Raw genomic sequence first — 22,164 nt, 5'->3', positions numbered from 1 at the left:
AATACCAAATACAACTATAAATATTAAATTTATCCATTCTAACATTAGTTAAAGAAAGAAAAAATGAACTCAAATAAATATATTATCACATTAGATGAAGGAACAACATCTTGCCGTACTATTGTTTTTGACCATAAAGCAAGAATTGTTGCTACCTCTCAATCTGAATTTACTCAATATTATCCACAATCTGGTTGAGTAGAGCATGATGCCCTTGAGATTTGGAATACCCAACTTTCAACTATGCAAACTGCTAAACATAAAGCTGGAATTAAATCTACTGATGTCCAAGCAGTTGGAATTACCAACCAACGTGAAACAGTGGTTTTATGAGATAAGTCAACTGGTCTTCCAGTTTATAACGCAATTGTGTGGCAAGATCGTCGCACAAGCGAATACTGCGAAACACTTAGTGAGCACGTTGAAAAAGTACGCGAGAAAACCGGTCTAATTATTAACCCATATTTTTCAGGAACTAAAATTCGCTGGATACTAAAAAATGTACCTTTAGCTCAAAAAGTATTCCAGGAAGGAAACCTTTTAGCTGGAACTATTGACACTTGATTAATTTGAAAATTAACCAATGGACAAGTACACGCTACTGATGTTTCAAATGCTTCAAGAACTTTATTGTTCAATATTAACACAATGTCTTGAGATCAAGAATTACTTGATTTATTTGAAATCCCAAGTTCAATCCTTCCTCAAGTGAAATCATCTTCAGAAATTTATGGAACAATCAATCCGCACCACTGATCACTTAAAGCGGTCGGACAAGTTCCAATTGCTGGAGTAGTCGGAGACCAACAATCAGCTTTATTCGGTCAATTATGTACTAAAGTTGGAATGGTTAAAAATACCTACGGAACAGGTTGCTTTACCTTAATGAACATTGGTGAAAATCCAATTTTATCTAAAAATAAACTACTTACCACAGTTGCATGACAACTTGGAAACGAAAAACCAATTTATGCTCTTGAAGGATCTGTGTTTATTGCTGGAGCTGCAATTCAATGAATCAGAGATGGACTTAGATTAATTTATAATGCTGCTGAATCAGATTTTTATGCTAATTTAGCAAGCAAAGATAACACTCACCAAATTTATCTTGTTCCTTCATTTACAGGTCTTGGAGCCCCTTATTGAGATTCATATTCACGGGGAGCTATTTTTGGACTTGAACGTGGAACTAAAAAAGAACACATTATTAAAGCAACTCTTGAATCAATTGCCTTTCAAAGCAATGATTTAATTAAAGCTATGTCAAATGATGTGAACAAAAAAATCGAAGTGCTCAAAGTTGATGGTGGCGCAAGTAATTCCAATTATTTAATGCAATTCCAATCATCAATTTCAGGAGTTAAAGTTATCCGTCCTAAAAATGTAGAAACCACAGCTCTTGGAGCAACCTTTTTAGCCGGACTAGCTACTGGATATTGAAAATCTCTCATCGAAATTGAACAATCACTTGAAGTAGATAAGGAATTTACTCCACAATTATCAGAGCAAGAAGTTAAAAAACTGACTCATGGATGAGATGTTGCTATTAAAAGAACATTCAATTGAGTTAAAGAAACCGAGGTACAATAATGGATGTTCAGTTCGGAGCAGGTTTTGTTAGTGAATTAATCGGGACTATGTTCTTAATTTTACTTGGTAATGGAGTTTGTGCTTCACTTAATTATCCCAAAATGTATGCTAAAAATGTCGGTGGGAATTGAGTAGCCATTATCATGGGTTGAGGACTTGCTGTTCTAGTTGGTGTTGTTGTTTCATCAGCTCTCTTTAAAGCAATGACACCTGAAAATATCAATCCTTTACTTGGTGCTGCACATTTAAATCCTGCAGTTACTATTGCTGTTTTCTTGAAAAGTGGTTCACAAATTACTGGGTCTCACTTTGGGTTGGCAATTGTGTATATTATTGCTCAACTTCTTGGTGCAGCTCTTGGACAAACTATTCTTAATTTTATTAACTATAAACACATTATCGAAAATCCTTCAGGATTACTCAAAGATTCGAGCTGTACAGGGTCAACTCACCGTGAATCATGATTACATAGCATGTCATATGAAATTGTTGGTACCGTGGTGCTTTTATCGGTTGTATTTGGTGCTGGATCACTTGCCAAAATGGAAGGTGGTTGAATTGTATCGCTTGCTGTAATGGGAATTGGGCTTTCACTTGGTAGTGTAACTGGATACGCCATAAACCCAGCTCGTGATTTAGCTCCTCGGTTTGTTTATTATGTAACTACTAAATTACTAGCCAAAAAAATGAGCGGAGAAATCGTTTCACCTGACTTTAAATATGGTTTATTAGTTCCAGTCCTTTCACCAATTCTTGGTGCCATTTTTGTTGGAGCTATAGCATCAGCGTTCTAAAATATAAATTCACAAACATAAAAAAGTAGCATTATTGCTACTTTTTTGTACATTTTACTGAGTGATTTGTTTGGAAAAATTTTTCACTTGTTCTAATTGTTCTTTGATCTGAGCAAGTGTTGCTTGTTTAAAATTGAATGAAACAGCTAGACAAAGACCTTCAATAAAAGGAGCATCAGCCAAGATCACATTAGGATGAGCTATCATTTCAATTGCCATTTGTGAACTCATTAACGAAGAACCAATTTCACAAAATACAATCACTCCATCATCTTGATTAGCTTGATTAATTGCATCAATAATATAAGATACATCTGTCCCAAATTCATCACTTTGAGGAATTCCAGCGGCGTTAATAATTTGAAAATCAGCGTGCTTCATCATACTAGCTAATTTTATAGCTTCATCAGCTAAAGCTCGACTATGTGACACGACCACAAAATTAATCATTCTGTTTTAATTCCTTGACAACAATTTCGAGCATATAGTAAGTGCTTTGACTTCCTGGATCAGTGACACCTAAACTTCTTTCTCCTAAATATGAAGCTCTTCCTTTTCTAGCTATTAGATTTTTCGATTCGTCTAAATGTTCTTTTGCTTTTTCTATGGCTCGATCAAGAGCTTGGTTTTGATTTACTCCTTGAGTTAATAATTGATTATAAGTACTTGCAAAAGGAGTTAAAATATCCACCATTGTTTTATCGCCAACATTTGCTTTTCCACGCATTTGAACAGCATCAGCTGCTTGTAAAATTCCTTGTGCAAAATTATCACTTTGAGCAAGTTTTAAAAAGATTGTCCCAAGAAACGGTCCGCTTGATCCGCCAACTTTACTCATAAGAGTCATGGCTACATAATTTAAGAGCTCTTTACTTGATTTTTGCTTAAATTCGTTTATGTTAACCATGACTGCATCAAACCCTCTTTTGAGATTAATTCCGTGATCACCATCACCAATTAAACGATCTAATTCAGTCAGTATATCGGCTTTTTGTTCAATCATTTGTGCGATTTGTTTAATAATTTTAATAATTAATTGAGTATTCATGTTTGATTTAACCTAAAATAAATTACTTTTAATTTCAAAGTCTAAGTATTTTTTCATTTGTTCATCTAATTTAATTAAACTAATTGAAAACCCAGGCATTTCAAGCGAAGTCATATAATTTCCAACTAGTGATTTATGTACTTTAATTCCTTTACTTTGCAATTGTTCGTTAACTTCTTTGTTAATAATATAAAGTTCCATTAGCGTGGTTGATCCTAGCCCATTAACCAGCACAGCAACATGTTCATTTTTAATATTAATTTCGTTAAGTAAAGAATCAAGCATTTTTTTCACATGCTCATGAGCACTTGAGAGTTTTTCTTTATGTGTTCCGGGTTCTCCGTGAATTCCAAGCCCCATTTCAATTTCATCATCAGCAAGTTCAAAACTTTTCTTACCGCTTGCAGGAATGGTGGCTCCACCAAGACTCATTCCTAAGGTTTTGGTGTTTGCCACTACTTTTTGAGCCAACTTATATACTGATTCTAAATCGTTATGATTTTCAGCTGCACTACCAGCAATTTTATGAACAAATACTGTTCCAGCAACCCCTCTCCTTCCAGCAGTGTATAAGCTATTTTCTACAGCAATGTCATCATTAACAATTACTGTCTTAACGTTTATTCCTTCTGATCTGGACATTTCAGCTGCCATTTCAAAATTTAGTACATCACCTGTGTAGTTTTTGATAATTAACAACACTCCTTGTCCTTGATCGATTGCTTTAATAGCTCCGTAAACTTGGTCAACTGATGGAGAAGTAAAAACCTCTCCTAAAACAGCACCATCAAGCATACCAAACCCTACAAATCCTGCGTGTGCAGGTTCATGACCGCTTCCCCCGCCTGAGATTAATACAACTTTTGATGTGTTTGATTTTCGTGCAATAACATTGTAATTTTTTTACCTTATAAACATTTGAGTTTGCATATGTGATTCCTTGAATCATTTCTGATACAACATCATTAGGATTATTTAAAACTTTTTTCACTAGATCTCCTTGAATTTATTTATTAATACAATTATATTTTTTAATATCGTAAAAATGTTATTTATGGAAAAATTTCCGCAAAAATTGTCTTTTAAAAAAAGAAAAATCAATCTGCTCAATTTAATTATGAATGTTTTGTCATAAAATAAAAATACTTACCCTAAGGTAAGTTATGTAAATAAAATTCAACATTGTTCGAATTTATTAAGCAGTCTTTTGCATTCTTACTCTGACAATGCTGTAAGGCATTAAAGCCATAAATCTTGCTCTTTTAATTGCAGTAGCTAATTTACGTTGGTGTTTAGCACAAGCACCGGTATTAGCTTTTGATTTAATTTGCCCGTTTGCTGAAATATATCTAGATAATAATTCAACATTTTTATAATCTAAATATGCCATTTTTTCTGAACAAAATTCACAGAATTTTCTTCTTGGTGTAAATCCTTTTTTACGTTTGTTAATAAATGCCATTTTCTCTCCTATTCTCAATCTTCTTCATTGTCAAACATTACTGAAGAAGCTGGCTGATCTGATATTTGGTCTAATACATAATCGTTATTTTTATTTAATTGGAGATATTGTTCAGGTGTTTGAACTGGAATTTCGTTTCTACTTGAAAATTGAGTATTATTGATATTTTTTTGAGACAATTCTTCACGACGCGATTTAGATTCAAGTGGAGTGATTAAGTTAACAATTACATCAAAACTTGTGTTACGATTTCCGTTTCGATCTTGATAATCACTCATACTAATTGAACCATCAATCATTACAAGCGAACCTTTAGTAAGATACTTGTTGATAAAATCAGCATTTCCTTTAAAAGCAACACAAGGAATAAAGTTAGCTTTATCATTTGGTGTACTTTTAGTGTTTTTATTCACTGCCACACTGAATGAAACAAAGTTGCTTCCGCTTTGTGCTTGTTTTAATTCCTTAATATTGGCAATTCTTCCAATTAAAATAACTTTGTTATACATATTAAATCCTTTAATTATTCTTGAGGTTTTGGTGCACGAACTGGTCTTGGAGTGCGTTTTTTGTTTTCTTCGTTTGAAGAATTTTCGCTACGATCAGTTCTTTCTCTTTTAACACGAGGATCTACTTTTTTCTTACCAACATTTTTAAATTCTTTGTTAAAACCTCTTTCGGTATCAAGGTTTAAAACTAAGTATCTTCAAATTTCTTTGACAATGTTAGCCTTACGGGTAAATTCAGAAACTAATGTAGATTCACATTCAATCTGAGCAAGTAAGTATTGAGCATTTTGAGCGTTGTTGATTTTATATGCTAATTCAGTACGTTCAAGTTTTTCCACTTTAGTTACTTTTTTTTCAAAAACATCTACAAGAAGTTTTTGAGCAATTTCTAAATTAGCTTTGGGATCAACAATCATCATAATTTCATATTTTGTCATGTTATCTCCTTATGGTCTTCTGGGCTAAACAGCCAAGGAGTATATATAAATACTCTTATTTATTTTATCATTTTTATTCTAGAAAAAAAGCCTTTTAACAAGCTTTTGCATTTCCTTTACAATTAAGCTATTTTTGATCAAAACTAATCACACTTATTAAGTCATATTTCCGTTTGTTCTCACAAAATGTGGTTTTTTATTTTTGAATAAGTTAAAAAATTAATGTAATATTTTATCAATGGAAAAAAATAATTTAGTTATTGTCGAGTCACCAAACAAAGTTAACACTATTAAAAAATATCTTGGAGATAATTATGAAGTAGTTGCTAGTGTGGGACATATTTTAAAGTTAAAAACATCTGGGCCATATTCACTTGGGATTGATTTACAAAGTTGAGAACCTGAATATTCTCTGGATTCAACTAAACGTGAAGTTGCTAAAAAACTCAAAGAATCAATCAAGAAATCTAATACAGTTTATATTGCAACTGACCCAGATCGAGAAGGAGAAGCTATCGGCGAACATCTTGTCAATTATTTTAAATTACAAGATAACTATTATCGAGTTAAATATAATGAGATTACACGAGATGCAATTTTAAAAGCTTTTGAGCATCCTGAAAAACTTAATCAACCTTTAGTTCAAGCTCAAAAAGCTCGTCGAATGATGGATCGGATCATTGGTTTTCGTCTTAGTTCATTGATGAAAAATAAAATTTTTAACTCACCAACTAATCCAAGTGCAGGAAGAGTACAATCAATCGCACTTAAATTAGTTGTCGACCGTGAACGCGAAATCGAAAGTTTTATTCCTGAATATTACAGCAAATTACGTGCCTTTTTTGCTGATAATGTTAATGAAGCTAATTATGTTAATTTAAAAAATCCTGCCGAAAAACGTGAATGAATTTTCAAAGAAGAGCTTGAAAATATTAAAAAATACTTTGAAAGTGCACCCAAAACTTTAATTGTTTCCGAAGTTAAACAAAGCCAACGCAAGCTTACTAAAGTCGAACCATTAAAACAATCAGTTTTATATAAAAAGAGCCCTTATTCTGCTCAAGTAACCCAAGCTGTATGTCAAAAATTATACGAAGGATACGGAGAAGGTGGACTTATTAGTTATCCAAGAACCGATTCAACCCGTTTAAGTGCTACCTTTGTTAATGTTGCTCAATCGTATATTAATTCTAAATATGGTCAAGAATATGTCGCTACCGAAATTAAAGGATTTAGTGGAGATCAAGATGCCCATGAAGCGATTCGCCCAACTGATGTTAGAATCACTCCAGCTCAAGCACAAACTCTTTATCCTCAAATGAGTGAACAAGAACTAAAAATTTACCAACTCATTTATGAAATTACTTTACGTAGTTTGATGACACCACCAGTACGAAAAATTACTTCTTATACTTATTTAAATGGTGAATATGTTTTCAAAAACTACTTTTCCAAAGTTGTTTTTGATGGATATTACATTATCGATCAAGAACCCCCTCAAAGTGATATAGATCCTGAGTATGTCAAAGATCAAATTATTTCGATTCGAGAATTCATGTTCGAAGATCATCAAACTAATCCAGCTCCACGTTATAATGAAGGTTCTTTAATTGAAAAGCTTGATAATATTAAGGTTGGAAGACCTTCCACCTTTGCTTCAACAGTAAAAGTCATTAAGGACCGTGAATATGTGGAAGTGTTTGAAAACACACTAAAACCAACTGAATTCGGAATAATTGTCCTTGATAAATTAATCAGTTCATTCCCTAAAATCATTAACGAATCATATACTGCTAGCGTTGAGGAACAACTTGATCAAATTGCTGAAGATAAGCTTGAAAAAAATAATGTCATGCAAGATTTTTGAGATCGATTTACCGAAGAACTTGAACAAGCTCAACAAAGTATGCAAACTTCAAAAATTGAACAAGTTGAACTTGATGAACCTTGTCCTGATGATCAAGGAATTTTAATTGAACGAAGAAATAAGCAAGGTCAAAAGTTCATTGGATGTAAAAACTTCCCTCAATGTCGCTACACTCGAAGTATACCCAGTCAAAAAACATTCAAATTCTCTCGTAGGGGAAAGTTTAGCACTAAAAAAGAAGCAACTGAATAGTTGCTTTTTGTTTGCTTTATCAAGTAGCCTTGATAATATGGTAAAATTTAGTGTAAGTATTTAACAAATAAAAGGGGTGCAATGAGATTATCAATTATCTCGCTTGTGAGCGAAACACCAAAAGATGTTGATTCGTTTTTACGTGCATTAACTCTGCAAGAAAAACAGGATTTTGAAGTAATTTTGTGTATTAATAAAAAATCAAAAAGCAAACAAATTTTTGATGTCATTCAGAAATACCAAAATTTTTTTAAAAATCGTATTATTGTCCTTTTTAACAGCAAAACTAAATCGTATCAGTTTAACCTACTTAAAGCATTTGGGGTTTTAAGTGGAGATTACGCGTGTGTTATTAACTCTGATGGACCATTGAAACGTCATTATATTGATCGTTTAATAGAACAAATTGAACTCCACAACGCAGACGTAATTGAACTTAAACCTCGAATTATTGGTTCTGTTTTATGAAAACCACAAGCTAGATTTAAGACTGATGAAATTGTTCATATTACAAGCAATAAATATGCTCTTACTTATTCGTTCCCTTTTATTTTTAATAAGATCTTTAAAAGAACTTTAGTTCAAAAAATTCTCAATTATCAATCAATTAGCAAAAGTGATTCCAAATTGTGTGTAGAAATTAACTATATTTTGATGTTAAGTGCAAGCACTTATATTTACATTGATCAGCGGATTTTAAAAGAATATTATGGTGCGAATATTTTATTAAGCACAAAAAATGAGATCAAAAGTTTTAAACAAATTCGTTCTTTTGCTCAAGAAAAACAACTTAATCTTGAACTTGAATTAATTTATGCTCAATTTTATTATTTAAAAATTATTATGTATGGACTTTTAAATGCAACTACTTTTGCATATCGTAACTTTAAGTCCAAAGAACAAATTCAACAAACTCGAAGTTCATTAATTGTTCAAAAACACGAACAAGAACTAACTAAATTAGAAAATAGCACTGAATTTAAAGAATTTGAAAAAGAAAACACCTACATGCTTAAATCTTCAATTGAAACACAAATGCTTAAAACTTCAATACGCAAGTTAAAACAAATTAAAACTAAAATATTGAGTGAGCTAGAATAAAATGTATGAAAACTCTGGTTTTTGAAGAAGATTTATTTGTAACTTGTTTGATTTTTTAATTTCAGCAGTAGTTATTTTTGTTATTTTTTATTTTTTAATTCCTACAAAAGAAAATTTTTACAATAACACTTATTATTACGGAAGCTTTTCTCTCTGTATTTTGTGGATAATGATTTATTTTATACTTGTTCCCATAATCTTTAATAAGCAAACTTTATTTCAAAAATTATTTAATCTGAAAACGCTCGATCAATCAGGCAAAAAGATTAATTTTAAAACTTTTATTATTAAAAATTTATTTAATGGTGCCTTTTGAATTGTTATTTTAGTGCTTTTTATTAGCTTAATTAAGCTATCTGATTTTAACAATCAAGATTTAACTAATTTAAAATCAGGATTTTGAAATGACATTAAAAAAAACCTTATTGCAATTTTAATTAGCTATTGATTTTTACTCCAATTTATTGCCAATATTTCGATAATTTTAAATAAAAGTCGTCTAAGCATTATTGATAAAATTACCCACACGCGAGTAGTAATTAATAAATATAAAAATATTATCAAAAATGAAGAACTCAAATTAATTCCTTATTATTCAGAGTTACCACATTTTGAATACTTTAACGATCATGAAAGGGAAGAACATGAATTTAAAGAGAAATAATGTATTAGCCGATTTAAATGATTTTCAACGTGAAGCCGTTGAGTATTTTGATACAAACTTAAGAATTATTGCTGGTGCCGGAAGTGGTAAAACTAAGGTTTTAACTCGTAAAGTAACTTATCTAATTAATGATCTTGGAATTTCGTCAAGCAATATTTTAGCTGTGACCTTTACCAATAAAGCTTGCAATGAAATGAAAGAAAGAATTAGTAAGTATCTTTATAATGATTCAGATTTAAAAATTTACACTTTTCATTCATTATGTAGCAATATTTTGCGTAAATTTATCCACTTACTCGGTTATAACAACAACTTTTTAATTCTTGATGAAGTTGATAAAAATCAAATTTTAGTCTCTTTATATAAACGGTTTGAAATTACTACTCAAGTAGTGAGTTATAAAAATATGATTCAATACATTTCGTGGGCTAAAAACAAAAATTATGATATTTATCAATTTGCTGAAATTTTAAATTTAAAACTTGATGACCCTATTGTTAAGGTTTATCAAGGATATTTAGATGAATTAGCCCTTAAGGGAGCCTTAGATTTTGATGATTTAATTATTCAAGCCCACAAATTGCTAACTAATCATTCAGATGTAGCTCAATTTTATAAAAAACAATTTTCATATATTCTAATTGATGAGTTTCAAGATACTTCAAAAATGCAATATGACATTATTAAAAAAATTGTTGGAGACGGAACTCATTTAACAATTGTTGGTGATCCCGATCAAACTATTTATAACTGACGTGGCGCTGAAGTTAATTTAATTTTAGACTTTGAAAAAGAATATCCAAATAGCAAAACCGTTGTTTTAGATCTTAATTATCGTTCAACTAAAAAAATTCTTGACGCAGCCAATAAACTGATTCAACACAACCAAATTCGGTACAATAAAAACTTAATTACACAAAATACCGATGGAGATGATATTGAGTTTTATCATGGATTTAGTGTTGAAGCCGAAGCTCGCTGAGTAGTACAAAAAATTAATGAGCTTAAAAAACAAAAGAATCAACTTAAAAATATAGCTATTTTATATCGTGCTAATTATTATTCAAGACCATTTGAAGAAGCATTAATTCAAGAAAATATTAATCACAAAATTTTTAATGGAGTCAAATTCTTCCAACGAAGTGAAATTAAAGATGTTATAGCCTTTTTAAGAGTTATTTTTGATGGTTCAGATATAGCTCTTGAGAGAATTATTAATGTTCCGGTTCGTGGCATTGGCGATACTACATTGAGCAAAATTAAGGAATATGCTCTTGAACGAGGCGAGTCAATGTTTAACATTATTGTTAAAGATATCAAACATCTTCCAATTCCGGGGAAAATTATTAAAAATAAACTCTTTCCATTCTTTAAGCTCATTTTAACAGCACAAAAGAAAATAAATCTCAGAAAAATTAGTGAAACAATTAATTGATTTTTAAGTGAAATTAAATACTATGAACATATTGAAAACAATAAAAACATTCGCGGATCAGCGCTAGATAATGTTAATGAACTAATCGAGTCAATTAAAAACTGAGAACAAAACAATCCGCAAGGCACATTAGGAGATTATTTAAACATGGTTTCGCTTTTATCAGCTGCTGATGAAGGAGATAATAGCAATAATTATGTTTCTTTGATGACTATTCACTCAGCCAAAGGTCTTGAGTTTGACAATGTTTTTGTGGTTGGACTTACTGAAGGAATTTTCCCAAGTATTAAGGTAATTAATAATCAAGAAAAAGCTATTAGCTATCTTAACAGTGAGGATTCACCAATTGAAGAAGAAAGACGTTTAGCTTATGTTGCCATCACCCGAGCTAGAAAAAACTTGTTTATTAGTGATTCACGTGGACATTTAGTCGGGAGCGATACCCCCAAGTCTCCTTCTCGTTTCATTAAAGAAATGGGAATTAATTTAGATGAAATTATTTTGCACAAGAATTTTGATATTAATTATTTGAATTCTGAATCAGACAAGAAAAAGCAAAATAAAGTCATTGTCGGAGATATTATTTCACATGTTACTTTCGGGGAGGGAGAAGTGCTTGAAGTTAAGGGCTCTGAAATTGTAGTGCGTTTTATTAAAGATAAAAAACAAAAAACACTCAATAAAGATCACCCTGCAATTCAAGTTATTTCATCATAATGGGACTTATTTTAATTCTAGTTTTTTCATTTTTAATCTTTTTTATTCTAGGATTGCTTTCATTCTTCATTTTAATCCTATATTACTTTAGATCATTTTCTGGAGTAATTCTTTTTCGTATTGATAACATTAACAAAAGAGTATTACGTTTTTCAGAAAAATATTTATTTATCTCGACAATTTTTGATGCAAAAAAAAGTGAATTCACCACTTTTAAATATATTTCAATTCAAACTTTTTAGATTTTTTAAACAAAAAAGCTGCTAATGAATTGCAAACTTATTTAAATTTAAGTCCTGAATTTCAAAACGATTTAATTATTCAATTTGATCAAAATCAAGAAATGATTAATGCTCTTGATTTAACTTTATTTGAAAAATTAGTTCTGCGTTTAGATAAATTTTTTAACTATAAAACAGTTTATTCACTTAAAATTACTGCTAAAAATGACGGATTTTTTCGTTGCTCAATTATCTGAAACCGGAATCGTGTTTATAAACGAAAAAATGCTACTCAATTAATTAATAATCAAAAAAAGATTAATAACATTATACAAAAGAAAATAATTTTAGCTTTTGCTTTAAAACCATATTTTTATATTAACGAAATCCAGCCACTTGAAATTATTTCTATTTATAAGCATTTTGGAATTCCTTACAAAAAATCTTATATTAATATTCAAGATGGATTTATTTACTTTGTCTTTAACAAAAAGAGCCATTCATCATATTTATCACTTTTAAAGAGTGTAAAGCAGTTAAACAAAAACTTTTTAGCCACTAAATATTTTCTTGGTGCAACCTTATTTATTATCGAACAAGCTTACAATCCTCAAAGTAGTAATATTGATTTATTAAATAAAATTCGTTATTCGCTTTTTAACATTCTTAATGATCACGAAAATGCTTCAAATTATGTTGATTTAAATCCTTCAGTCTTTTTAACCGATGAATTTAAGGATTTTATTTTTCATTATAATGAGTATATTAAACTTAATACTAACGAAGAGTTTAAAATCAAAGAATACAAAATTAAGGTATACAAAAGTCAACGTGATTCAATTTTATCAGTGAAAGAAGTTGATTTTGATGATTTTAATAATAAATATTTACAAATTTTTCGAAAAGTTCCTTATTTAAACTATATGTTTGAAAATTCGTGATATCAAAATATTAAAAACACACTAAACGAAAGTAATCCTAGAATTGCAATTAGCTCTAATATGGTTAAAATTTCGCAAGAAGTTTTTCTAAAATCACCAATTGTGGATTCGGCCACTTCACCAACATACTTAGTGTATGCATATAAAAATTTATTTGACTATGAAAAATTAAGAAAAAAAATCAAATCAAACTATCAATTCAACATTCCGACAGCTTTATATGTTAATCGTATTGATAAACCTTTATTTAATGTTATTAATTACACTAAACTTAAAGTGATTGTCATTAGTGAAGAAATTTCATCTCGATTAAATGAAACTGATATTTTTTATGATTGCATTAATGTTGTTTATTTGGCTCAAAAAAACGGAATTAAAATAGTTTATGAAAGCCCACAATTAAATTTAGATCCATTAATTGTGGATAAAGCTCAAATTAAAGCATATTACAAATAATAAACTCACTGTTTTGAGTTTATTATTTTTACAATTAATCACGCTTTATCAACATTAAATATTAAGAAACTTGTAAAATATCAATTATGAAACATCCAATTATTTTGCACACTAATACTGAATATTCTTTTTTATCATCAACTATTAAGATTAATGAACTTTTTGAGCTTATTTTACAAAACAAAAGTCCATACTTAACCCTGACTGATAAAGAAAATTTCTTTGCATTACCCATGTTTTTAGATTTTGCTCAAAAACACAATCTCAAACTCATTGCAGGAATTGAATTAACTTTAGAAAATGATAAGAACATTTTAGTTTATGCTAAAAATTATCAAGGATACGTGTTTATTAATGAGCTAATCTTAATGCGTTCAGAAAATATCAGTGTTTCACTTTCGCAATTAAATAATCCCAATATTTTATTAATTAACCATCCAACAAATGGATTTGAGCCAAATGAAATTGAGCAAGCCCTTGATAATTTTTACTTTAATTCCAAACAAATAGTAGGCAATTTTAAAACTGTTTATGCCCCATTGAAAAAAGTGTTATACCAAAACGAAAATGAAATTCTTCACATTCTCAACCAAATTGCTCAGAAAAATCAAGCTCTAGAGGAAATTGAATACACTGATTATTTCGATAGTAATGAATTTAACAATGTTGATCCGCAAGTTTTAGAGCACATGCAAAATTTTGTTAATTTAATTGAACCGTTTACTATTTCTAACGAAATTAAACTAGCTTCCTTTGAAAATCCTAAGCAATTGTTGCTTGAAAAATTGAACAAAAACAAATATGTGCAATTAATTAAACGACATGGCAAAGATGTTATTGACCAGAGAATTAATTATGAATTAGACACAATTGAAAAACTTAATTTTATTAATTATTTTTTAGTGATTAAGGATGTTCTTGATTTTGCTGCTAGTCAAAAAATTGAAGTTGGCCCAGGAAGAGGTTCATCTTCAGGTTCAATTATTGCATTTTTACTTGATATTACTAATGTTAACCCAATTGAGTACGGTCTTTTGTTTGAGCGTTTTTTAAATGTAGCTCGAGTATCGCTTCCAGATATTGACATAGATATTCAGGACGATCGTAGAAACGAATTACTTGAGTATATTGCCCATCGTTTCGGAAAAGATAAATGTGCACTAATTTCAACTTTTCAAACATTAGCATTAAAATCATCGCTTCGTGATGTAGCTCGTGTCTTAAAAATTTCGCTCCCTGAAATTGATAAAATTTGTGATTCATTAAGCAAATTTGATGTCTCGCTTGATGTTGCTTATGAGCGAAACGCTAAATATAAAATGCTTGTTGATAAGCACGAAAAATTACACCAATATGCTCGTAAAATCGAAGGAATGCCGCGTCAAAGTGGAATTCATGCTGCCGGTGTAATTATTTCTGATCGCCCTTTAACCCAAGTTGTTCCTGTTCGTCATTCATCAGCTCCATTAAATCAAGTTGAGTTTGAAATGAATAATTTAGAACAATACGGATTAATTAAGATTGATTTTTTAGGACTAAAAAATCTTACTGTGATTAATCAGATTGAAAGTCAAATTAGTGAACAATATCGCTTTGATCAAGTGATTAATTTAAATTTTAATCCATACAATGATCGTTTAACTTTTGATTTAATTAACTCACTTAATACTGACGGGATTTTTCAACTCGAATCTCCAGGGATGAAAAGTGTAATTAAAAAAGTCCAAGTGGACACCTTTGAAGATATTTATGCTATTATTTCACTCTTTAGACCTGGTCCTAAGGATTTTATTCCAATTTATGCTGATGTAAAATTTGATAATAAGAAAATTGAATCTATTCATCCAATGTATGATTTAATTGTCGCACCAACATATGGAATTATTGTTTATCAGGAGCAAATTATGCAAATTGCTCAACAAGTGGCCAAAATGAGTTTTATTGAAGCTGACTTAATGCGTAGAGCAATTTCGAAAAAGAATGCTCACGATTTAAGCAAGTATTCAGAAATTTTTTATCAAAAAGGAATTCAAAATAATATTGATAAAAGCGTCATTGAACAAATTTATAATCAAATTTTAAAATTTGCTTTATATGGATTTAATAAAGCTCACGCAGTAGCTTATTCGTTTATTACTTATAAATTAGCATTTTATAAGGCTCGCTATCCAGAAATTTTTTATAAAGTGATCATTGATAATGCCACAGGGGATTTAGGAGCCATCAAAAGTAGTGCTGTTCAAGCATTAAAACAAAATATTATCGTCCATTCCCCACATATTAATCATGCTTTATTTAAAAGCGAAATTATTTTCAAAAATGTGCAAAATAGTAAATCACAAATTTATTTACCACTTTTAATAATCAAAGGAATTGGACCAAGTGCAGTAGCTAAAATTGCACAAGAACTCAAACGTGGTGGTAAGATTGATAACTTTTTCACAGGAATTTTAAGATTAAAAATCTCAGGTGTAGGTGATGCGGTCATTGAAACATTAATTAAGGCAAATGTGTTCCGTGATTTTGGGAATGTAGTTGAGTTAATCAATGCACTGCCTGCCATTAATAATGGAGCTAAGATTTTTAAAGATCTTTATTCTAAATCTGATGAATCATTGGAAACTAAATTAGAGAAATTTTTTCAAAGTACTGGTTTTGATCAAAAACAAATTCAATCGTTTGATTTAGACTTAAACCTTGAAATTAAGCTTGAAAAAGAATTACTCGGATCAGTATTTAATGTTTATCCAACTAAAAAATACGAACGAGAAATTCGCCTTGAAGATTTAAAAGAAAATCAAAACAATTTCTTTTATGTCTTTTTAGAAAATGTTAATAAAAACCAAAAAGGACAAGTTAGAGCTAAAGTATCAGATTCTTCAGGAGCAATTTCAGCCTTTATTTTTGAACATTCAGCTCAAGATTTAATTGATTTTCCTCAACCAAGAGTTATTTTAGTGAGTTTATATTTATCTGCTAAAGGATATTATTCAATTAAAAGTTGAGAGGAAGTAAAACATGAATAATAAAGAAAAAATGCTCTTGATTGACGGAAACTATTTAATGTTCCAATCTTTTTACGCTACATATCGTGGAGATGTCAATGCAATTATGCACTCATCAAATGGAACACCCACTAATGCAATTAATTTATTTTTATTACAAATCATTAAATTAATTCGTTTTTTTAACCCTGAATATTTATTTATTGCTTTTGATGCCAGCGCCAAAACCCAAAGACACTTAACTTATCCTGAATATAAAGCCAATCGGACTAAGGCACCAAAAGAAATATTTGTTCAATTTGATATAATCAAACAATTATTGAGCAAATTAAACATTTTCCATTTTGAAATTAACGGAGCTGAAGCCGACGATCTCATTGCTACAGCTTCACGTAGATTTAATTCAGATAACTTACAAAAACTCATTTTTTCACGTGATAAAGACTTGTTGCAACTTGTAAATGAGTCAACTAGTATTATTGATAAGGATTTCCAAAGCAGCTATCAACTTATTACCAATGAAAATTTTTATCAGATTTATAATCTTTATCCTAGTCAAATTGTTGACTTTAAAGCCTTAAAAGGTGATCCGAGCGATAATTTACCCGGAATTAAAGGTATTGGAGATAAAACCGCTATTAAATTACTTAAACAATTCCACTCATTTAGTGGAATTTATCAAAATTTAGATCAACTTAGAGGATCGCTTAAAGATAAATTAATTAATAATCAAGCTCAAGGACAAATGTGTTATGATCTTGCACAATTAAATTTTAATGTTGCTGAATTTGAAATCAACAAAGACGTTCTTAAACTAAATATTCAAATTGAGCCAGCAAATTCAATGCTTAAAGAACTCGAATTGAATATAGTAACTAGATATCTTAAGGAGTTATTTTAATGATTGTGATTAGTGGAAAAATTTGTTCAGGTAAAACTACATTTTTAAATCAACTTGAAAATTGCGGCTATAAAGTATTTAATTGCGATCAATTTGTTGATCAACTTTATCAAAATGCTGAATTTATTGCTCAAATTCAAGATTCAGATTTAAAAATGATTGTTCTAAATAACCAAATTAACAAACAAGAGATCGTTAGGTTAATTAAAAACAATTATCCACTATTTAAGAAATTAGAAAAAAAAATTCATCAAATAATTTATGATCATTTAAATATCAACAAGTATGATTATGTTGAAGTTCCTGTTTTAAAAAGTGAACATGTTAATTTTGCAACTATTTTTAGCCAAATAATTGTGCTCAATTTAGATAAAGATATAAGAAAAACTTTTTGTACAAAACGCAAGGTTAGTGCAGAAAAATTCACTTTATTAGACCAAATAAATGATTTAACTTTTTTACAAAACCACCCATTTAGATTAATTGAAAAAATTTGATTAAATAGTTCCCAAGAAATAGAAAAATATTTACAAAATTTACCCAAAAAAAGCTAAAAAATTGTTCTATTTTTTTAAATTTTATGCATTCATATAAGATATTTTTGATGTTGAAAAAATGTTTATCAACGTTTAAAGCCGAAATTAGATTTTAAGCTAAAAAATAATTTAATAAATTTATTAAAAACTCAAATTTTTAAAAAATAACAACTTGTGAATAACTGGGATAATAATCTAAAAAAGCGTTTTTAAAGTTATTTTGTAGGCTAAAATGTAATTTTTATTTTTTTATAATTGTGGATATGTCAAGTTTTTATTGCTAATAAAATTTTTAAAATATTTTTTTATCTAAATAGTTTTTTAACTCTTTTAAAATTGATATACAGAGACCAAAAATTGGTTGTCAAATTTTTAATAAGGGGGACAAAATGCAAAGCATTCACTATAATTATTTTGTTGTTGAAAGAAACGAGGACTTAACTCCGAGTGATCAAGAAAATATTTTAAATTTTTATCTCCCAATTATTGGCTCACAAGCTGTTACTTTATATAATTTTCTATATAATAAAATCAAGGTTGATAAACTTTATCATTCTGAATATGCTTTTTCAGGCATTTGCTCTTTTTTATCTGTTAAAATGGATGAGCTATCTCAATCTAGATCAAATCTTGAAGCCATTGGGTTAATTAAAACTTACTTTAATGAAAAAACTAATAAATTAATGTTTTTAATTAAAAGACCATTAAATAAAGAAGAAGTTAAAAGTAATCGTTTGTTAAAAAACGCTTTAATTAATTGTTTAGGTAAAGATATTGTTGATAATTTACTTGCAAGTAATGTGATTAAAAGAAGTGTACCAGCTGATTACATGAAAGATATTAGTGCTAATTTTATCGATGTTTTTGGTGAAAAAATGAAAGCTCCAAAAAGCACCCGAAGTATTGATTTGGTGATTGAAGCCGGAAAAAGAATTGAACAAAGCATTCAAAACAATTCTTTTTCAAGTTTTAAAAACATTGAATTAAAAATGCCGCTTCATTTTTTAGATCAAGAAATCCGAAATGAATATCAAGCACTACAAACTTATGAACCTCTTCATTTTTATAATTTTTTATCAAAAAATCAAATTCAAGACAATGCAAATGAAGTTATTAAAGAATTTTTAACTCTAGGATTTGATAATAAAGTGATTAACCTTGTTATGCTAATTAGTTTTTTAAATAAGAACATTGTGGAATTAAAGCAAGTTAATAGTATTTTAAAAGAGCTAAGTAGCAAAAAGATTTTCTCGTTTGAAATAGCTGAAAATTATCTTGACGGAAAATATTCAGACCACAAAATCTACCATAAATCAATCAAATCAAAAAACTACATTAAAAAACTTTACCTTAATTCAATTTAAAATGAGGTTACATGCTTAAAAAACCGGCTATAACTAAAGAAAAATTAGTTCAAGACGCAAAAAATGATCCGAGTTTGCTCAAGATAATTGAACAACTCCAAATGAGTGATGAAGAAATATTTTACAAATTCATTGATTTAATGAACGTAAAACTGCGTGAAATTAATCCAGAAGATTATATTGATCGAATCGAATTAATTCGTAATGCTAAAGGCTTAGTTGAAACAAAACGTTATTTTGCAAACAATGAAAAATACCGTCAATACTTGTTATATAACAACATTGTTTTTGAAAATTTAGGAATTAATCAAAAATACCAACCTTTTTCAGAGCAGCTGATTCAAAAGGCTGATTTTTTTGATTTATATCAATATCAAAAAGAATTTAGACATGCTTTAGGAAATGCTGAATCATTAAAACAACTCAAAGGACTTTTTTTGCACTCATCAAACTGGAATATTCGTCATGAAATTCTTTCCGGTTTAGCTAAAGATCTTGCCTTTCAAGATCTTAAGGTCACTTATGTGAACATTGAATATTTACTTGATGAAATTAAGTCATCTTTTAACGATAATAGCACTGATTATGTTATTAATACCATTATGAAATGCGATGCAGTTATTTTTGATAATTTAGGTTATGATCGGCTACCCAAATGATTTTTTAAAATGTTGGTAAAAATTTTGAATTATCGAATTACTTATAATAAATTTACCTGTTTTGGTTCAAAAATTTCACAAAGCGAAATTGAAACTGTGTTAGATTCTCAAAATACTGACGATTTGTTTACAAAAGGACAAATTAATGACTTTAAATTAGCGGTTAAAAATTTAACCCAAGGGGATGTGTGAGTTGAATAAAGAATTTAAAATAGTACTAGCAGGGACACCACAATTTTCAGTTCCTATTTTTGAAAAAGTGATTCAAAATTTTAATGTTGTTGCAATTGTGTCTCAACCAGATAAGCCCGCAAATCGTGGATATAAACTTGATCCAACTCCAACAAAACTTCTGGCTCAAAAGTATAATATTATACTTTTTCAACCCGAAAAAATTGGACAAATTTATGAACAATTGAAAGAATTAGATTATGATCTGTTACTGACTTGTGCATTTGGACAATATGTACCTACTAAAATACTAAATTTAGCTAAAAAAGGATCATTAAACATTCATGGTTCTCTTCTTCCAAAATACCGTGGAGCCGCTCCAATTCAACATAGTGTGTGAAATGGTGATGATCAAACTGGCCTGAATTTAATCTATATGATTGATCGCATGGATGCTGGAAATATTATTAAAGAAGCTAAAATAAACATTTTACCCAATGATACATCTGATACTATGTTTGAAAAAATGTCTCAATTAGGAACTGAACACATTGTATCTTGATTAAACGATTTTTTTAATGATAATTTTACAGAAATTATCCAAGATGAATCTCAAGTGACTTTAGCTCCCAAATTAAACAAAGAAGATGCTTTACTCGGTTGAAGTTTAACCGTTGATCAAGCTTTTAATCAAATTCGAGCTTTTTCATCTAATCCAGGAGCTTATGTATTTATTGGTGATAAACGCTTAAAAGTTTATTATGCATCCAAAAATCATGTTAATAATGCAATTGAGCTTAAGTTTTCCAATGGTAGTTTATATGCAATTGATTATCAATTCGAATCTAAAAAAAGAATCACTTTAAAATATCATTAACTTAATTTTTTTAAAAACCAAAATGAGCAAACATTGCCATTTTGGTTTTTAAAATTCTTTTTATCCTTAACTTAGTAATAATTTATTGTATTATAATAGTAATAAAGTATTTAATATTACTCAGATGAAAGGATATTTATTATGAAAAAAGTAGCCATTAATGGTTTTGGAAGAATCGGAAGATTGTTCTTAAGAAGATTGCTTGAAACAAATAATCAAGATGTTCAAGTTGTTGCAGTTAACGATTTAACCGATGCAAAAACCTTAGCTCACTTACTAAAATATGATTCAGCTTTTGGAATGTTAAAAGCTGATGTTCACGCAGAAGAATCAGCAATTGTTGTTAATGGACATAAAATTGCTGTGTATGCAGAAAAGGATCCTAAAGCATTGCCTTGGGGTAAATTAGGAATTGATCTTGTGGTTGAATCGACCGGAAGATTTGTTAAAAAAGACCTTGCTGCACTTCATGTTGAAGCTGGAGCAAAAAGCGTGGTGATTTCAGCACCTGCTGGTTCAGATGTTAAAACTATTGTTTACAATGTTAACCACCAAACAATCACTCCTCAAGATAGCGTAATTTCAGCTGCTTCATGTACCACTAACTGTTTAGCACCTGTGGTTGATGTGCTTGTAAAAAACTTTGGAGTTGAAAAAGGATGAATGACTACAGTTCACTCATACACTGGAGACCAAAGATTACAAGATGCTCCTCACAGCGACTTACGTCGTTCAAGAGCAGCATCATTTAACATGATTCCTACCTCAACTGGTGCTGCTAAAGCACTTGGACTTGTTATTCCTGAAGCTGCTGGAATTTTAGATGGATCAGCAGTAAGAGTTCCAACTATTACCGGATCACTTGTTGAACTTGTGGTTGAACTTAAACAACAACCTTCAGTCGAAGAAATTAACTCAGCATTTAAAAAAGGTGCTAATGAAAGCTTAAAATACGAAACTGATCCAATTGTATCTTCAGATATTATTGGTTCACACTATGGTTCAATTTATGATGCTGATCTTACTAAAATTGTTAAAGGAGCTGATGGTAAAAATCTTTACCACATTTCAGCTTGATATGACAATGAAATGTCATATGTTTCACAACTTGTGAGAACAGTATCACACTTTGCTAAATTAAAATAATATCCACATTA

Annotated in this window: 20 protein-coding genes; 14 read left to right on the top strand and 6 right to left on the bottom strand. The window is 29.6% G+C overall.

All coding sequences use genetic code 4. The features are described 5' to 3' along the window. Positions 1–63 precede the first annotated feature (63 nt). Together glpK and NPA11_RS02355 are read left to right on the top strand one after the other, a co-directional pair. Positions 64–1,590 (top strand): glycerol kinase GlpK, encoded by a 1,527-nt coding sequence (gene glpK, locus NPA11_RS02360; protein ID WP_257043263.1) that lies wholly within the window; start codon positions 64–66, stop codon positions 1,588–1,590. Then, a complete protein-coding gene (locus NPA11_RS02355; RefSeq protein ID WP_257043261.1) occupies positions 1,590–2,384 on the top strand; it encodes an MIP/aquaporin family protein in 795 nt (264 codons plus the stop codon). Before glpK ends, NPA11_RS02355 begins: the two co-directional genes overlap by 1 nt. A 54-nt stretch (positions 2,385–2,438) precedes the next feature. Here NPA11_RS02355 and dhaM read toward each other — a convergent pair whose 3' ends face one another. The 6 genes from dhaM to rpsF all read right to left on the bottom strand — a co-directional run bounded on the left by dhaM (position 2,439) and on the right by rpsF (position 5,840). Next, positions 2,439–2,834, bottom strand: a complete 396-nt coding sequence (dhaM, locus tag NPA11_RS02350; protein ID WP_257043259.1) for a dihydroxyacetone kinase phosphoryl donor subunit DhaM — start codon at positions 2,832–2,834, stop codon at positions 2,439–2,441. After that, the gene (dhaL, locus tag NPA11_RS02345; protein ID WP_257043257.1) at positions 2,827–3,432 is read right to left on the bottom strand and encodes a dihydroxyacetone kinase subunit DhaL; all 606 of its coding nucleotides are present in this window, start codon (positions 3,430–3,432) and stop codon (positions 2,827–2,829) included. Before dhaL ends, dhaM begins: the two co-directional genes overlap by 8 nt. Before the next feature lie 12 nt (positions 3,433–3,444). Next, a complete protein-coding gene (gene dhaK / locus NPA11_RS02340) occupies positions 3,445–4,284 on the bottom strand; it encodes a dihydroxyacetone kinase subunit DhaK (RefSeq protein ID WP_373457103.1) in 840 nt (279 codons plus the stop codon). Between the two features lie 343 nt (positions 4,285–4,627). Then, entirely contained in the window at positions 4,628–4,894 is a 267-nt protein-coding gene (rpsR, locus tag NPA11_RS02335; protein WP_257043255.1) for a 30S ribosomal protein S18, read from the bottom strand. Between the two features lie 8 nt (positions 4,895–4,902). Next, positions 4,903–5,403, bottom strand: coding sequence for a single-stranded DNA-binding protein (locus NPA11_RS02330; protein WP_257043253.1), 501 nt, complete (start codon positions 5,401–5,403; stop codon positions 4,903–4,905). 14 nt (positions 5,404–5,417) lie between these two features. Next, positions 5,418–5,840 (bottom strand): 30S ribosomal protein S6, encoded by a 423-nt coding sequence (rpsF, locus tag NPA11_RS02325; protein ID WP_257043251.1) that lies wholly within the window; start codon positions 5,838–5,840, stop codon positions 5,418–5,420. A gap of 238 nt (positions 5,841–6,078) precedes the next feature. On the opposite strand from rpsF, the gene topA reads away from it, so the two are divergent. The 12 genes from topA (at position 6,079) to gap (ending at position 22,153) form a co-directional block, all read left to right on the top strand. Continuing rightward, the gene (gene topA, locus NPA11_RS02320) at positions 6,079–7,959 is read left to right on the top strand and encodes a type I DNA topoisomerase (RefSeq protein WP_257043249.1); all 1,881 of its coding nucleotides are present in this window, start codon (positions 6,079–6,081) and stop codon (positions 7,957–7,959) included. Positions 7,960–8,040: 81 nt separating this feature from the next. Further along, complete coding sequence (locus NPA11_RS02315) at positions 8,041–9,060, top strand: glycosyltransferase (protein ID WP_257043247.1); 1,020 nt, start codon at positions 8,041–8,043, stop codon at positions 9,058–9,060. A gap of 1 nt (position 9,061) precedes the next feature. After that, the gene (locus tag NPA11_RS02310) at positions 9,062–9,724 is read left to right on the top strand and encodes an RDD family protein (protein ID WP_257043245.1); all 663 of its coding nucleotides are present in this window, start codon (positions 9,062–9,064) and stop codon (positions 9,722–9,724) included. Beyond that, positions 9,705–11,876 carry an ATP-dependent helicase gene (locus tag NPA11_RS02305; RefSeq protein ID WP_257043243.1) on the top strand — a complete coding sequence of 724 codons (2,172 nt, stop codon included), beginning with the start codon at positions 9,705–9,707 and terminating at the stop codon, positions 11,874–11,876. The genes NPA11_RS02310 and NPA11_RS02305 overlap by 20 nt, the downstream gene beginning before the upstream one ends. Before the next feature lie 217 nt (positions 11,877–12,093). Beyond that, positions 12,094–13,494 carry an MHO_4530 family protein gene (locus tag NPA11_RS02300; protein WP_373457157.1) on the top strand — a complete coding sequence of 467 codons (1,401 nt, stop codon included), beginning with the start codon at positions 12,094–12,096 and terminating at the stop codon, positions 13,492–13,494. A gap of 86 nt (positions 13,495–13,580) precedes the next feature. Beyond that, positions 13,581–16,520, top strand: coding sequence for a DNA polymerase III subunit alpha (gene dnaE, locus NPA11_RS02295; RefSeq protein ID WP_257043240.1), 2,940 nt, complete (start codon positions 13,581–13,583; stop codon positions 16,518–16,520). Further along, positions 16,513–17,400, top strand: coding sequence for a 5'-3' exonuclease H3TH domain-containing protein (locus NPA11_RS02290; RefSeq protein ID WP_257043239.1), 888 nt, complete (start codon positions 16,513–16,515; stop codon positions 17,398–17,400). Before dnaE ends, NPA11_RS02290 begins: the two co-directional genes overlap by 8 nt. Further along, complete coding sequence (locus tag NPA11_RS02285; protein ID WP_257043238.1) at positions 17,400–17,954, top strand: dephospho-CoA kinase; 555 nt, start codon at positions 17,400–17,402, stop codon at positions 17,952–17,954. The genes NPA11_RS02290 and NPA11_RS02285 overlap by 1 nt, the downstream gene beginning before the upstream one ends. A 371-nt stretch (positions 17,955–18,325) precedes the next feature. Continuing rightward, on the top strand, positions 18,326–19,300 hold the full coding sequence (locus tag NPA11_RS02280) for a hypothetical protein (protein ID WP_257043237.1): 975 nt from the start codon (positions 18,326–18,328) through the stop codon (positions 19,298–19,300). 11 nt (positions 19,301–19,311) lie between these two features. After that, positions 19,312–20,160, top strand: coding sequence for a hypothetical protein (locus tag NPA11_RS02275; RefSeq protein WP_257043235.1), 849 nt, complete (start codon positions 19,312–19,314; stop codon positions 20,158–20,160). Next, positions 20,144–21,007, top strand: a complete 864-nt coding sequence (gene fmt / locus NPA11_RS02270) for a methionyl-tRNA formyltransferase (RefSeq protein WP_373457088.1) — start codon at positions 20,144–20,146, stop codon at positions 21,005–21,007. Before NPA11_RS02275 ends, fmt begins: the two co-directional genes overlap by 17 nt. A 141-nt stretch (positions 21,008–21,148) precedes the next feature. Beyond that, complete coding sequence (gene gap, locus NPA11_RS02265) at positions 21,149–22,153, top strand: type I glyceraldehyde-3-phosphate dehydrogenase (protein WP_257043232.1); 1,005 nt, start codon at positions 21,149–21,151, stop codon at positions 22,151–22,153. Positions 22,154–22,164: the final 11 nt, after the last annotated feature.

Origin of the sequence: Mycoplasma sp. 1578d (assembly GCF_024582695.1) — a bacterium.
Lineage (GTDB): Bacteria > Bacillota_I > Bacilli_A > Mycoplasmatales > Metamycoplasmataceae > Mycoplasmopsis.
Note: the sequence above shows the minus strand (reverse complement) of the source record. Positions and strands in the feature narration are given on the sequence as shown.